Source organism: Acinetobacter sp. 1424608 (assembly GCF_000588255.1).
GTDB classification, from domain to species: Bacteria; Pseudomonadota; Gammaproteobacteria; order Pseudomonadales; family Moraxellaceae; genus Acinetobacter; species Acinetobacter nosocomialis.
The window spans coordinates 18,743-32,479 of the sequence record NZ_JFXL01000020.1 but is presented as its reverse complement, the minus strand read 5'-3'; the positions used below and the strand labels follow the sequence as shown (position 1 = coordinate 32,479).

Annotated in this window: 13 protein-coding genes and 3 tRNA genes; 8 read left to right on the top strand and 8 right to left on the bottom strand. The window is 39.0% G+C overall.

Annotated elements, in window-relative coordinates:
* Positions 1–93: 93 nt before the first annotated feature.
* Positions 94–1,602 (bottom strand): glycerol kinase GlpK, encoded by a 1,509-nt coding sequence (glpK, locus tag J678_RS19735; RefSeq protein WP_017394280.1) that lies wholly within the window; start codon positions 1,600–1,602, stop codon positions 94–96.
* Positions 1,603–1,975: 373 nt separating this feature from the next.
* Between glpK and J678_RS19730 the strand changes: the two genes are divergently transcribed.
* Both J678_RS19730 and J678_RS19725 read left to right on the top strand, forming a co-directional pair.
* Positions 1,976–3,307 (top strand): MFS transporter, encoded by a 1,332-nt coding sequence (locus J678_RS19730; RefSeq protein WP_079378170.1) that lies wholly within the window; start codon positions 1,976–1,978, stop codon positions 3,305–3,307.
* A gap of 114 nt (positions 3,308–3,421) precedes the next feature.
* The gene (locus J678_RS19725) at positions 3,422–3,844 is read left to right on the top strand and encodes a hypothetical protein (protein ID WP_001043188.1); all 423 of its coding nucleotides are present in this window, start codon (positions 3,422–3,424) and stop codon (positions 3,842–3,844) included.
* A 21-nt stretch (positions 3,845–3,865) separates the two neighbouring features.
* Here the strand turns inward: J678_RS19725 and J678_RS19720 are convergent, their stop codons facing one another.
* Together J678_RS19720 and folD are read right to left on the bottom strand one after the other, a co-directional pair.
* Complete coding sequence (locus J678_RS19720; protein ID WP_001278008.1) at positions 3,866–4,534, bottom strand: class I SAM-dependent methyltransferase; 669 nt, start codon at positions 4,532–4,534, stop codon at positions 3,866–3,868.
* A 233-nt stretch (positions 4,535–4,767) separates the two neighbouring features.
* Positions 4,768–5,616 carry a bifunctional methylenetetrahydrofolate dehydrogenase/methenyltetrahydrofolate cyclohydrolase FolD gene (folD, locus tag J678_RS19715; RefSeq protein ID WP_001229846.1) on the bottom strand — a complete coding sequence of 283 codons (849 nt, stop codon included), beginning with the start codon at positions 5,614–5,616 and terminating at the stop codon, positions 4,768–4,770.
* A gap of 152 nt (positions 5,617–5,768) precedes the next feature.
* On the opposite strand from folD, the gene J678_RS19710 reads away from it, so the two are divergent.
* Positions 5,769–5,842, top strand: a tRNA-Cys gene (locus tag J678_RS19710).
* Positions 5,843–5,853: 11 nt separating this feature from the next.
* Positions 5,854–5,939 (top strand) — tRNA-Leu (locus J678_RS19705).
* Between the two features lie 102 nt (positions 5,940–6,041).
* Here J678_RS19705 and J678_RS19700 read toward each other — a convergent pair.
* On the bottom strand, positions 6,042–7,805 hold the full coding sequence (locus tag J678_RS19700) for an alkaline phosphatase D family protein (RefSeq protein ID WP_032027460.1): 1,764 nt from the start codon (positions 7,803–7,805) through the stop codon (positions 6,042–6,044).
* A 196-nt stretch (positions 7,806–8,001) separates the two neighbouring features.
* Between J678_RS19700 and J678_RS19695 the strand changes: the two genes are divergently transcribed.
* Positions 8,002–8,087: transfer RNA gene (locus tag J678_RS19695), tRNA-Leu, on the top strand.
* 75 nt (positions 8,088–8,162) lie between these two features.
* Positions 8,163–8,504: a hypothetical protein gene (locus tag J678_RS19690; protein ID WP_199963275.1), complete on the top strand. Its 342-nt coding sequence runs from the start codon at positions 8,163–8,165 to the stop codon at positions 8,502–8,504.
* Here J678_RS19690 and J678_RS19685 read toward each other — a convergent pair whose 3' ends face one another.
* The 4 genes from J678_RS19685 to rlmE all read right to left on the bottom strand — a co-directional run bounded on the left by J678_RS19685 (position 8,505) and on the right by rlmE (position 12,614).
* Positions 8,505–8,819: a DUF5713 family protein gene (locus tag J678_RS19685; protein ID WP_016804968.1), complete on the bottom strand. Its 315-nt coding sequence runs from the start codon at positions 8,817–8,819 to the stop codon at positions 8,505–8,507.
* A gap of 132 nt (positions 8,820–8,951) precedes the next feature.
* Complete coding sequence (gene folP, locus J678_RS19680; RefSeq protein ID WP_025466196.1) at positions 8,952–9,803, bottom strand: dihydropteroate synthase; 852 nt, start codon at positions 9,801–9,803, stop codon at positions 8,952–8,954.
* A 130-nt stretch (positions 9,804–9,933) separates the two neighbouring features.
* A complete protein-coding gene (ftsH, locus tag J678_RS19675) occupies positions 9,934–11,829 on the bottom strand; it encodes an ATP-dependent zinc metalloprotease FtsH (RefSeq protein WP_001286662.1) in 1,896 nt (631 codons plus the stop codon).
* Between the two features lie 134 nt (positions 11,830–11,963).
* The gene (rlmE, locus tag J678_RS19670) at positions 11,964–12,614 is read right to left on the bottom strand and encodes a 23S rRNA (uridine(2552)-2'-O)-methyltransferase RlmE (protein WP_000235573.1); all 651 of its coding nucleotides are present in this window, start codon (positions 12,612–12,614) and stop codon (positions 11,964–11,966) included.
* Between the two features lie 199 nt (positions 12,615–12,813).
* On the opposite strand from rlmE, the gene yhbY reads away from it, so the two are divergent.
* Positions 12,814–13,137 carry a ribosome assembly RNA-binding protein YhbY gene (gene yhbY, locus J678_RS19665; protein ID WP_000729551.1) on the top strand — a complete coding sequence of 108 codons (324 nt, stop codon included), beginning with the start codon at positions 12,814–12,816 and terminating at the stop codon, positions 13,135–13,137.
* A gap of 14 nt (positions 13,138–13,151) precedes the next feature.
* Positions 13,152–13,688 carry a DOMON-like domain-containing protein gene (locus J678_RS19660; protein ID WP_017394284.1) on the top strand — a complete coding sequence of 179 codons (537 nt, stop codon included), beginning with the start codon at positions 13,152–13,154 and terminating at the stop codon, positions 13,686–13,688.
* Positions 13,689–13,737: the final 49 nt, after the last annotated feature.

Here is a 13,737-nt window from a genome sequence, read left to right as displayed (position 1 = left end):
CAATCAAAAAAGTAGAATAATCAATTTTGAATAAATAAACATTGAGCCGCTAATTGATTACTCTACTTTTAATTTAACTCATTAAAGAACAAATCAATCCTCAGCCCAACTTTGACTGCGTTTCACTGCTTTCAACCAACCTTTATAAATAAACTCAGATTGTTCAGCAGACATTTTGGGTTCAAAAACTTTTTCTATGGCAGATTTATTTCTTAACTCGTGAAGATCTTGCCAAAAACCCGTTGCTAAACCTGCAAGGAAAGCTGCGCCCAAAGCAGTGGTTTCTTTCATTATTGGACGTTCTACAGGGGTTGCTAAAATATCAGACTGAAATTGCATCAAGAAGTTATTTTCCGTTACTCCACCATCAACACGGAGCGTACGAAGTTCTTCTTCTGCATCTTGCTGCATAGCATCTAAAACATCTCGAGTTTGAAAAGCAATGGACTCTAAAGTTGCACGAATAATATGTTCAATACTAGCCCCACGCGTCAGACCAAAAATTGCTCCGCGTGCTGTCGGGTCCCAATACGGTGCCCCTAATCCGGTAAAAGCTGGAACAACGTATACACCGTTACTGTCTTTTACTCGTGTTGCATAATGCTCAGAATCTTTAGCGTTCTTAATAACCTTTAATTCATCGCGTAACCACTGTACACAAGAGCCACCATTAAACACGGCACCTTCTAAAGCATAATTCACTTCTCCGTTTGCACCGCATGCAATAGTAGTCAGTAATCCATGCTCTGAACGAACAATCTTCTTACCTGTGTTCATGAGTAGAAAGCAGCCTGTACCATAGGTATTTTTAGCCTGCCCTGACTCAACACACATTTGACCAAAAAGTGCAGCCTGTTGATCACCCGCGATTCCCGCAATAGGAATACCTACTTCTTGGCCACTAATGGTATGTGTATACCCATAAACCTCAGATGAACTACGCACCTCAGGTAGCATTGCTCTAGGAATATTTAAAGCTTGTAAAAGTTTTTCATCCCATTCAAGCTTTTCGATATCAAACAGCATAGTCCGTGAAGCATTGGTAAAATCAGTGACATGGACGGCCCCATTAGTTAATTTCCAAATGAGCCAAGTATCCACCGTACCGAATAATAACTCTCCCCGCTCAGCACGCTCACGGCTGCCTTCCACGTGATCTAAAATCCATTTAATTTTTGTGGCCGAAAAATATGGATCAATCACTAAGCCTGTGGTTTTACGAATATATTCTTGCCAACCAGCTTTATGCAATTGATTACATATTTCAGTCGTCTGTCGACTTTGCCAAACAATGGCATTATAAATAGGCTTACCTGTTTTCTTATCCCAGACAATGGTGGTTTCTCGCTGGTTTGTAATCCCAATTGCCGCAACTTGCTCACTCTTGATGCCTGCTTGAGCCAAAGCCTCTACCCACACAGCGCTTTGAGTTGCCCAAATTTCCATTGGATCATGTTCAACCCAGCCCGGCTGAGGGTAAATCTGGGTAAACTCTCTTTGAGCAATACTGACAACATTTGCATCATGATCTAAAACAATTGCTCTTGAGCTTGTTGTGCCCTGATCAAAAGCAACAATATATTTCTTTGGGCAATTTGACATCTGAATGTCCCTTTCATTATCCACACACATCTAGTCCACAATGCAAAGACATTATGCCTAACTGTATTTATTTAAAATTTTCTTTGGAATATATCATTATTTTTAAGGGATATAGGTTTTCTTCGCCCAAACATTACTCATTCTTTATCGGTTTTTACTACTTGGGAAAAAATAATATTCTAAAAATCCGAGTAAGCTTATAAAAATGAACTGATCGGCTAATTTGAAATCACATAAATATTCAACTTATTCCTTTGCTTAAATAATAAACATTGTTTTACAGACATAAAAAAAATAAAGTGAAATACTCCTCTAGATAATATGTAAAAACAGAATAAATCTTCTCTTCTATAGCATTCAACCCAAGCGAAACATGGAGCGACTCATGGTTGATCAACTTTCTACCGCAACACCTCCACATTCTAATTTAGATACAAAAACTCGTCTAAAATCAATTTTGGGCGGTTCTGCTGGCAACCTTGTCGAATGGTACGACTGGTATGTATATGCCGCATTTACGCTCTATTTTGCTCATGCTTTTTTCCCAAAAGGGAGCCAAACTGCTCAACTTCTTCAAGCAGCTGCAATTTTTGCAGTAGGCTTCCTTATGCGTCCGATTGGCGCATGGATAATGGGGATTTATTCAGACCGTAAAGGACGTAAAGCTGGCCTTACGCTTTCTGTCACCTTAATGTGTGTTGGCTCTCTACTCATTGCGGTTACCCCTTCCTACGAAAGTATTGGCGTATTTGCACCATTACTTTTAGTTATTGCACGTTTAATTCAAGGCTTAAGTGTGGGTGGTGAATACGGTGCAAGTGCGACATATTTAAGTGAGATGGCTGAAAAGAACCGCCGTGGTTTTTTCTCAAGCTTCCAATATGTCACCTTAATTGCAGGACAACTTACAGCTTTATGTGTACTACTCATCTTGCAAATGGTACTCACCGAGCAGCAATTGCATGACTGGGGATGGCGTATTCCTTTTTTCATTGGTGCACTTTTAGCAATTGTAGTATTCCGTATTCGCCGTGGGCTATTAGAAACACAATCTTTTAAAAATGCTCAGACAGAGACAGATCAGCCAAAATCAGGAATGTTTGCTTTATTTAAGCATTATCCTAAAGAAGCCTTTACAGTATTGTTCTTAACTGCTGGTGGTACACTCGCTTTTTATACTTACACCACCTATCTACAAAAATATTTAGTCAATACATCTGGCTTTACCAAACCTGAAGCGACTCAAATTACCACTCTAGCCTTATTTATTTTTATGTGTTTACAGCCATTGGCGGGTGCATTATCAGATCGAATTGGGCGTAAACCACTGATGATTTTCTTCGGGGTGACAGGTGTTTTATTCACATATATTTTATTTGATGCACTGGCAAACACGCATAACTACTGGACTGCATTCTGGTTATGCTTTGGGGGCCTGATCATGGTGACTGGCTACACTTCAATTAATGCTGTCGTGAAAGCTGAACTTTTCCCAGCGCATATTCGTGCTTTGGGCGTAGCTCTCCCTTATGCAATTGCAAACACTTTATTTGGAGGAACAGCCGAATTCTTCGCATTAAGTTTTAAAGAAGCTGGTCATGAATCTTGGTATTTCATTTATGTCAGTATTATGATTTTCATTTCATTGCTGATTTACATCTTTATGAAAGACACCAAACATCATTCAAAAATCAAAGAACATTAATATTTTTATTAGAGCTAATATCATAAGCCGATGTTAGCTCTAAACTAGTGAATAACCACAAACAACGCTTCTATTTTATGAGATACTGCGTATAAGAAAATAAGGACGATACTGATGAATAAAAGTATTTTATGTTTGGCATTAAGTAGTATGTTTATTTTAACTGCTTGTCAGACTACGCCTCGACAATATAATGGTTCAACTGGCTATCAGATTGAAAACCAAACTAAAACTTCAGCGACTCTAGCTTATACTTTAGCTGGCCGTAGTAACCAGCAACTTGATGAGCGCAAATTACAACGTGCTTGTCAGAATGTGTTAGGTGCCCAGAAAGTTTATAAATTATCAATTTTAAGCATCAACGAAATTCCTAATCCAGCTAAAGATGAGCATTATGGAATTCAACTCGGTGAAACTCGCGCATCTTTTGGCTTATCAAATACGCCTAGCTTAAATAACGGTGAAGATTATGCGACACGCCAAGCACTTGAAGCACGCCCAAGTACATTGAAAGTTGTTCGTTATACTTGTTCATAACATAAAAAAGACGCTGTTCTTTTACAGCGTCTTATAAAAACTTACATTTCTAAATTCTTTTGCTTCATCCAAATCTGGCCACGTTGTCGCACTTCTTTCTTCAATTTTTTCATATTTTGGATGACTAAAATTTTTAACACGGCTATCGGCTACCCATACTTCTGGTGCAAATTTTAAAAATTCGTCTAAGAAAAAGCGGTTACATTGGTCATATAACACATCAGCAGCGAGTAAAACATCAACCTGCTCAGCTTTATATAAATCATCCAGATATTCGAGCTCTACATCATTAAGTAAAGCATTTTCACGGCAAGCATTTAGACTAACCTGATCAATATCACAGCAGATTACGCGTTTTGCTCCTGCCATTTTTGCAGCAATTGCCACTACACCAGAACCTGCTCCGAAATCTAACACCACTTTATCTTTAACATGGTGCGGCTCTGCAAGTATCCACTGAGCCATCGCCAAACCTGATGCCCAACAGAAAATCCAATACGGCGTGTCATTCCAAATACGGCGAATAACTTCGTCATCCAATCGATCAGTTGGAAAAACTGGAGGAATCAACCATAAAGAAATTGGAGTTTCTGGCAACTGTTGTGCCATTAATTCACAATGAGGAATGACTTCATGTAGGGCTTGAAGTAAATGTTCAGGGGCTTTAGACAGTTGAAAGGTGCAGCTCATAAATAAGCTCAACAATTTACAATTACTATTTGATACGCGTTAACGTCATCCGCAATTGTTCGAGGTAGGACTACATTAAACTAAAATGTTTCTGCGACTCATCTATAGCTAACCAGTAGCTGACGAGTTTTGCGAATGACAAATGGTTTTGGTTACTTTTCCCGAAAGAAAAGTAACATACGAGCTCCTAACATTTGCGTTAAACGGTAGGACGCCGTCGTGAATAAATTAAATTAACCTAAAGCTTTTTCAGCAGCTTCTACAGTTTGACGAATCAAAGTTGTAATAGTCATTGGACCAACACCACCCGGTACTGGTGTATAAGCAGAAGCAATTTCTTCAATACCTTGTAATTGAATATCGCCTACACCGCCGCCATCACGTGGGTGGAAACCAGCATCTACAACAACTGCACCCTGTTTAATCCAATCTTTTTGAATAAGTTCAGCTTTACCTACAGCACCAACAATAATGTCAGCTTGTTTCACAAGCTCAGGTAAGTTTTGTGTACGTGAATGACAAATCGTTACTGTTGCATTTGCTTGTAACAACATCATTGCCATTGGTTTACCTAAAATTGCTGAACGGCCAACCACAACCGCGTGTTTACCAGCAATTTCGATATTATTTTCTTTAAGAATTGTCATGATACCCGCAGGAGTTGCTGAACCATATGCAGCTTCACCCATTGCCATACGGCCAAAACCAAGGCAAGTTACGCCATCAACATCTTTTGCTAATGAGATCGCATCAAAACACGCACGCTCATCAATTTGTGCAGGAACTGGATGTTGTAAAAGAATACCGTGAACATCTGGATTGGCATTAAGCTTTTCGATTTCAGCTAATAATTGTTCTGTTGTGGTTTCTTGTGGTAATTCGATTTTTAATGAATCCATACCTACTCGGCGGCAGGCATTCCCTTTCATACGTACATAAGTTGCAGAAGCACCATCATCCCCAACCAAAATAGTCGCTAAAATTGGGGTACGACCTGTTTTCGCTTTTAAAGCTTCAACACGTACCAACAAATTTTCTTCAATTTGCTTTGCTAATGCACGACCGTCTAAAACCAATGCCACAGCACATCTCCAAGGTAGACATGAATTTAATGTGCCAATAATACATGATAATTTCGACAATTTTATTCTAGATGTTGTTTTTATGTGCATCTTCGCTCAAAACAGTATTGTTTTTTTTGTAAAGGTTGCTAATATGTGCATCACCAAATGTAGGCGGGGTGGCAGAGTGGTCATGCAGCGGACTGCAACTCCGTGGACGCCGGTTCGATTCCGACCTCCGCCTCCAAATTTGGTAAAGCCCGGGTGGTGAAATAGGTAGACACAGGGGATTTAAAATCCCCCGCCCTCAAAGCGTGCCGGTTCGAGTCCGGCCCCGGGCACCATCTTCAAGTACTGAATATGGTGTCATAAAGAATCCAGCGTAAGCTGGTTTTTTTATGCCTAAAAAAAGGGTTACCTCAGCAACCCTCTACTTTTCTATAGTTTCAAGCAGTCTTTTGATCTTGCTTTAACAGCATCAAATTTAGATCCAATACAATATCGTTTTGTCGGCTTGAATCTATCTGATATTCGGGATTTTTAATTGAATCTACAAATCTCCACTCAGAATGAACTTGTGCCTGATCTAGAGTAACCAACAAGTATCCTCGTTGATTTAAATTACAGTAGGCTAATTCATCAATTAATGTAGTAAAAGCAAATTCAAACTGTTGCAGTTGAGCCAGTGGAATACTTAAATATTTTTCTAAACCTGGAGACGATACAGAACTAGTTGCCAATTCAACTCCAATATACTTTCCTTTCTGGCTATATAAATAAGATGCCCATGCGTTATGAGTATCCCCCGCTAACACAATGATCTTTTTATTAAACTCTGCCAATTTGTCATATACAAACTCTCTCTCAGCATAGTAACCATCCCAAGCATCTAAATTGTATGGTGCCACCGTCATAATTCTTGCTTTTTCTTGGGCTGTTAATGTTGGATCATTTTGTTGCAAACGAAGTTTTAAAGTAACCAACTCGGTGATTTGTGTATTCATTTTAGCAAGTGTTTCAGGCGAAGTTCCCCCTGAAGTAATTTGCCCTAAAGATGCCAATAGCTCAGCTGGAATCCACATTTTACTCATTAATACTTGCTGCCCTACTACATTCCATGTAGCTGTAGATTGTTTTAATTTATCGACTAACCAATCTCTTTGCGTATAACCCATTAAAGTACGCGCTGGATTAGTTAAATCTGCCTGAAATTTGGCAATATCCAAACCAGAGGCTGTCATATAGTCTTTGTATTCAAGCTGCTTATCACGCGCAATAATACGCGTATCTAGCATGGTTAATTGGACAAGTGAACCAAAGTTAAACTGACGATAAATATTTAAATGGTCAGAACTAGAGACTGGGCGAATTGGCATCCATTCAAAATAAGCTTGTAGAGCAGCTAATTTTCTATCTAAAAAAGATCCTTCATCACTTTGATGATTTTCCGCACCATCACGCCAAGCATCATTCGCTAGTTCGTGATCATCCCAAATTACAATAAAAGGATGGCGCTGATGAGCAGCTTGCAAATCTTTATCCTGACGATAAAGTGCATAACGTTTGCGATAATCCTCTAATTTAATAATTTCTTTATTATTATCAGCGGGTAGCGTACGCCCAAGTTTTACTGCATCTTCCGCCGCATAACCATCTGCACCATATTCATAGATATAGTCCCCCAAATGGATAATGACATCGACATTCTGTTTAGCCATTTCCCGATAGACATAAAAGTAACCCGCAGGATAGTTAGAACAAGAACATACTGCAAAGCTCACTTTATTGGTGGATGTTGGTAATGTTTTCGTCTGCCCCACTGGTGAGACTTTATTACCAAATTTAAAACGATAATAGTACACCGTATCTGCTTGTAACCCAGCTGCATCAACTTTCACTGTAAAGTCATCAGTCTTCGTTGTTTCAACCATTCCCGTCTTTAAATTTTGTTTAAACTGATTATCGGTTGAAATTTCCCATACAACTTTTAAGCGCACCCCAGAGTCTGTCGGTGTTACTCGTGTCCACAAAATAACTTTATCTTGTAGTGGGTCCCCGCTTGCGACACCATGAAGAAAATCTGCTTGTATTTCTGGACTTTCATCATCTGAGCCATCGTTACAACCTGTAAAAGCAATAGGTATAGATAAAGCCCCAAAACCGAATAAACTTTTTTGAATTAATTCTCGGCGTGAAATTTTCTCTGACATAAAATTCTCTAAGTTTTAAGCAATGAGTGCCTTAAACTTAAGTACATAACATGAACAGCTGATCTCAGTTTGATGAACAAATCATGACAAAAATTGGTTAATTTATATAAATACCGATAAGAACTGATTGAAAATAAAGCAAACTCTCCGATTTTCTCTTGCCAATCGCGCACTTGTCCTCTATTATTGCGCACATGCCCGGGTGGTGAAATAGGTAGACACAGGGGATTTAAAATCCCCCGCCCTCAAAGCGTGCCGGTTCGAGTCCGGCCCCGGGCACCATTTTCATCTATTGAATTTGGTGCTACAAAGAATCCAGCGTAAGCTGGTTTTTTTATGCCTAATGAAAATGATCCCATGATAAGAATATTAATATTTATATCCTCTCTACTCTTTATATCCTCTGCAAATGCTGAAGATATTTTTAACGGCACTATCTTATTTAAAAATAAATATTGGCATTTTATACGCTGTTCTATCACTCAAGATGACTATTTAATTGAAGCTTCTCAAGATGTGATTACTCAATTAAAAGCATTACAGCAGAAAGAGAAAAAATATTGGGTAAGCTTATTAGCAAATGTCAAAGTACAGCAGAATGGAAATTTAATATTGGAAGTTGAGAAAATAGATGAAGTTCATTTAGGGTCATCATGTCATTTATTAGATGCACTTGAAAGCTTTGAAAATCGAGAGTAATTACCACTCTCGATTCATAACCAGCTCTTCCATTTCAAGATCTAAAAATCCTGCATCTTGCACCACCATCATCATTGCCTCCGCAATATAATCAGCAGCACTATCATCAAGCGATGAATCTAGATCTTCAAACTGCGGTTTCATTTCATTAATTTCACTTACAGTCTGATGAGCATATCGATAAACATCTTGATCAGCTAAAGCAGGCTTTTGAACTTTTTTAGCAAATTGTTCAATAAGCTGCTTAAGTTCAGCGACCAAAATATCTGGATAATATTCATCATCAAACATCGGGAGAAGTAGGTCTTCGAACATACAAAAGATTACACAACAGCAAAAACTTGCCGCTTATAACATATTTTCACAAAAATCACGAGATTTTTACCCGACTCACTCATCCACTTTATTTAGGACACCCATACCCTAGTCTATTTATACAAGGGAATTTCAAGCTTGTTGCATAGCTTGCCAAACCGAGATAGCGTCATGCATTGCTTTTACATCATGTGCTCTGACAATGGATGCTCCTTGTTGAATACTAAGCAAATGCCCAGTAACACTTCCGACAGCACGTTGATCAGCGGCAGCACCTTTTAAAGCTTCTCCGATAAACCGTTTACGAGAAAGACCAGATAAAATTGGATAGCCCAATTCATTAAGTTTCCAAAATTCTTTTAATAGTTTTAAATTTTGCTGAGCATTTTTTGCAAAACCAAATCCAGGGTCAACAATAATGTTGTGCTTTTTTACCCCAACAGCCAAAGCCTCATCAATACGTTGTTGCAATTCTTGCATTACATCTAATGTTACATCAGCGTATTGATCCAACTGATTCATTGTAGTTGGCTCACCACGCATATGCATAATCACCACAGGGATATCTAGCTCTACAGCGGTTTTTAAAGCATTAGGACGTGTTAAGGCGCGAACATCATTCCAGATATGTGCCCCTGCTGCTTTTGCTGCGCGAATAACTTCTGGCTGGCTCGTGTCGATCGATAAAATAATATTATGACGAGATAAAGCTTCCACAACAGGTACCACACGGCGCACTTCTTCTTCTACTGCAACTTCTGAAGCACCAGGTCTTGTAGATTCTCCTCCAATATCAATAATAGTCGCACCTTGCTCAATCATATTAAGTGCATGATCAACCGCTTGGTCTAATTGGTTATGTTTGCCACCATCACTGAAAGAATCAGGGGTAACATTTAAGATACCCATGACATGAGGCTGAGATAAATCTAATTGAAGCTGTCCACACTGTAAAATCTGCTTAGGTAAAGAAATTAACTGCATAAAAAGCTCCGGTTCAAAATCAACGGCTATTTTAACAAGTATGCTTTACATGCTGTCGATTTCTTTCAGCTTTATCGAAATTTAAGACAAATAAAAAAGCCACATGATTGTGGCTTTTTTATTAATCAACTTAATTCATTGCTGGTAATGGCGGTGGAGTAGATGGACCATCTTTTGGTGGTTCAAACGCAGATACCGGATTTTCAGCAATATAAACTTTAGGTGGTTGAGGCTCACGACCTTCCATGATGTCACGGATTTGATCACGATCAATGGTTTCCCATTCCATCAACGCTTTAACCATTGCATGTGCGATATCTTTATTATTTTCCAAGATATCACGAGCAACTTTATACTGTTCATCTAAAATACGGCGTACTTCCTGATCAACTTGCTGTTGAGTAGCTTCAGAAATTGTACGGCTACCTACATTACCGAAGAATCCATTTTGGTTTTCATCTTCGTAAACCATAACACCCATTTTATCAGACATACCGTACTTCGTTACCATCGCACGAGCCATTTTTGTAGCACGTTCGAAGTCATTTGAAGCACCAGTCGATTGTTGCTGAATAAAAACTTCTTCAGCAATACGTCCACCAAACAAAATTGCAATTTCATTCAACATTTTGTCTTTATAGTGGCTAATCTGATCTTGTTCAGGTAACTGCCAAGTTACACCTAAAGCCCAACCACGCGGCATAATTGTTACCTTATGCACAGGGTCAGTACCCGGTAAAATCTCAGCAACAATTGCATGTCCAGCTTCATGGTATGCAGTTGCACGACGCTCTTCTTCACGTAAAACCATTGATTTACGTTCAGGACCCATATAGATCTTGTCTTTTGCATCTTCAAAGTCATGCATATCGACAGTGTTCTTATTACGGCGAGCAGCAAACAAAGCAGCTTCATTTACAAGGTTTGCCAGCTGAGCACCAGAGAAACCAGGGGTACCACGAGATAAAACTTTAACATCTACACCAGTAACTGAAGGCAATTTTTTCAAATGCACATTCAGGATTTGTTCACGACCACGAATGTCAGGTAAACCAACCATAACTTGACGGTCGAAACGCCCTGGACGTAATAATGCTTTATCCAATACGTCAACACGGTTAGTCGCAGCAATAACGATTACGCCTTCATTACCTTCAAAACCATCCATCTCTACGAGCATTTGGTTTAAGGTTTGCTCACGCTCATCATGTCCACCACCTGTACCCGAACCACGGTGACGGCCTACTGCATCAATCTCATCAATAAAGATGATACATGGTGCATGACGTTTTGCTTGTTCAAACATGTCACGGACACGGGACGCACCCACACCCACAAACATTTCAACAAAGTCAGAACCAGAAATGCTAAAGAATGGAACTTTTGCTTCACCAGCAATTGCTTTGGCTAATAACGTTTTACCAGTACCTGGAGGACCAACCATAAGTACGCCACGTGGAATCGTAGCGCCCAAGCGTTTGAATTTTGCAGGATCTTTTAAGAAATCTACAATTTCCACAACTTCTTGTTTCGCTTCATCACAACCAGCAACGTCAGCAAAAGTCACTTTGATTTGGTCTTCTGAAAGCATTTTCGCTTTCGATTTACCAAAACTCATCGGACCATTTTTACCGCCTGCACCACCACCCATGTTACGCATAAAGAACATGAATAACAGAATGATTAACAGTACAGGGAAACTAGCAATGAGAAGTTGCATCAAAATGCCTTGACGTTGTGGTGCTGTGCCCTCTACAACAACATTTTGCTTGTTTAAGCTTGGCATAAGTTCAGTGTCTTCAACTTGCGGACGAACAGTTTCAAACTGAGATCCGTTAGTTTTTTCACCACTAATATTTAAACCGTCAATCGTGACTTGCTTAATTTGGCCAGCATTCACCGCTGCAACAAAATCTGAATATTTCATTGCAGTAGGCTTATTGCGGTCACTGATATTACTGAAAATTAAAATCAGAACACCCAGTATTATTAGCCACAATACGGCATTCTTGAAGTAATCGCTCAAAGCTTTATTCCCATATCGATCTAATTTGATCATGCCCAATCTTGGCCGATCGTCTTAAAAACAGCAATTGTCTTGCTTGCGGATAACCTAAAAGATACAAAATGCACAATTTTTAGGAGCTTGGCAAGTAAACTTTATTGCAATGCTTTCTTACGCCCTTGTCCAACCAAAAAAACTTCTTTAGATCGTGCCCGAGAAGCTGCTGGTTTTGCTGTTTTTAACACATCAAAACTATCAACGACTTGTTTACGAAACTCATCAAATCCTGCGCCTTGGAACACTTTAACAACAAACTGTCCATTTGGACCCAAGACTTTCTGAGCAAAGTCTAAAGCAAGTTCACACAAGTAAATCTGTCGAGGTTGATCAACAGCCCTATTACCTGATGTATTGGGGGCCATATCAGAAATTACAATGTCTACTTGTCTTCCGTTTAAAATATTTAACAATTTTTCAAATACAGCTTCTTCTCTGAAGTCGCCTTGTAAGAAAGTGACATCCGGCAAAGCATCCATAGGTAAAATATCGGAAGCAATAACTAAACCCTTGCTACCAACAAGTTTCCCAGCAATTTGCGACCAACTCCCAGGAGCTGCTCCCAAATCAACCACTGTCATGCCTGGCTTGATCAACTTATATTTTTCTTGAATTTCAAGAAGTTTATAGGCTGCTCGTGCACGATATCCTTCCTTTTGTGCTTTTTTTACAAAAGGATCGTCTAGATGTTCCCTCATCCACGCACGACTACTTTTAGACAATTTTTGGTTTGTGATGCGTGTTGCCATAACTCACTAAATATCAAAAAAACTTCTGATTGCTCATTGTACGTGAAAATTACTCTCATTACAGTACGGATGTAACGTAATCTCAATAACTTTTACAGTTTTTTTCCAATAATGTTGATCGATTATTTATACAGTTTTTCGTACATTTGATTTTAAGTTTTTTGCTATACTAAGTCGTTTTTAAAATCAGGTATTTTTAATGGCCGCTTTATCTATTCATGAACGTAAACGTTTACGTCAAATTGGTCACGTGCTTAATCCGGTTGTCATGATTGGTGGACAAGGCTTAACAGATGCTGTAATCGAAGAAACGCTTCGTGCTTTAAATGATCATGAACTCATCAAAGTAAAAATTGCTGGTGAAGACCGTGAAGCTCGCGCAGCTGTAATTGATGCAATTGTAGAAGCAACTGGTGCTGAAGCTGTGCAGAAAATTGGTAAAATCGTTTTACTCTACAAAAAAGCAGCTAAGCAAAACCAACACTTATCTAACCTCGTTCGTCACGCTCACTTAGCAAACTAACTTATTGACTACTTATGGCAAGTTACGAACTTTCAGCTTTTGATCGTTTTCATGCTGTTTCTGTTGTTGGCGCAATTGAACAGCAAGCCCCGCATACATTAAATGTGGGTTTTTGGATTCGTGATCCAAACCAACTTATTATCTGGCCCCAAGAAGTCGCGGCTCATCCTCGTCAAGATTTTTTGTGGGAAGAGACTTGTTTTGAAATTTTTATCGGCGTGCATGATGAAGATTTCTACCGGGAAATTAACCTTTCCCCTTCTCAAGCATGGCAGGCCTACCAGTTTGAAGAATATCGATATCCGGAAAGCATGCCTCCCCTCGTTGCTTACGATATCGAACTAAATCATCTCAAGCGTACCCATTATGGTTTAAATGTAAGTCTTGATTTAGGTCAGTTTATGCAACAGCACCGTTTGAAATGGGCAAACCTTTATTTAGGTTTAACTGCTGTTTTAAAAACAAAAGATGGTATGCAGTACTATGCAATGCAGCATAGTGGCAAAAATGCTGATTTTCACAATAAACGTGATTGGCTGCATCAGTTTTAAAAAAATAAAAAAGCGAGAAATTAATTCTCGCTTTTTTATTGAATTTTAT

Excerpts from the sequence above, each read along its gene's own strand:
- glpK (WP_017394280.1), bottom strand. The coding sequence starts at position 1,602 with ATGTCAAATTGCCCAAAGAAATATATTGTTGCTTTTGATCAGGGCACA.
- J678_RS19730 (WP_079378170.1), top strand. The coding sequence starts at position 1,976 with ATGGAGCGACTCATGGTTGATCAACTTTCTACCGCAACACCTCCACAT.
- J678_RS19725 (WP_001043188.1), top strand. The coding sequence starts at position 3,422 with ATGAATAAAAGTATTTTATGTTTGGCATTAAGTAGTATGTTTATTTTA.
- J678_RS19720 (WP_001278008.1), bottom strand. The coding sequence starts at position 4,534 with ATGAGCTGCACCTTTCAACTGTCTAAAGCCCCTGAACATTTACTTCAA.
- J678_RS19700 (WP_032027460.1), bottom strand. The coding sequence starts at position 7,805 with ATGTCAGAGAAAATTTCACGCCGAGAATTAATTCAAAAAAGTTTATTC.
- J678_RS19690 (WP_199963275.1), top strand. The coding sequence starts at position 8,163 with ATGATAAGAATATTAATATTTATATCCTCTCTACTCTTTATATCCTCT.
- J678_RS19685 (WP_016804968.1), bottom strand. The coding sequence starts at position 8,819 with ATGTTCGAAGACCTACTTCTCCCGATGTTTGATGATGAATATTATCCA.
- folP (WP_025466196.1), bottom strand. The coding sequence starts at position 9,803 with ATGCAGTTAATTTCTTTACCTAAGCAGATTTTACAGTGTGGACAGCTT.
- rlmE (WP_000235573.1), bottom strand. The coding sequence starts at position 12,614 with ATGGCAACACGCATCACAAACCAAAAATTGTCTAAAAGTAGTCGTGCG.
- yhbY (WP_000729551.1), top strand. The coding sequence starts at position 12,814 with ATGGCCGCTTTATCTATTCATGAACGTAAACGTTTACGTCAAATTGGT.
- J678_RS19660 (WP_017394284.1), top strand. The coding sequence starts at position 13,152 with ATGGCAAGTTACGAACTTTCAGCTTTTGATCGTTTTCATGCTGTTTCT.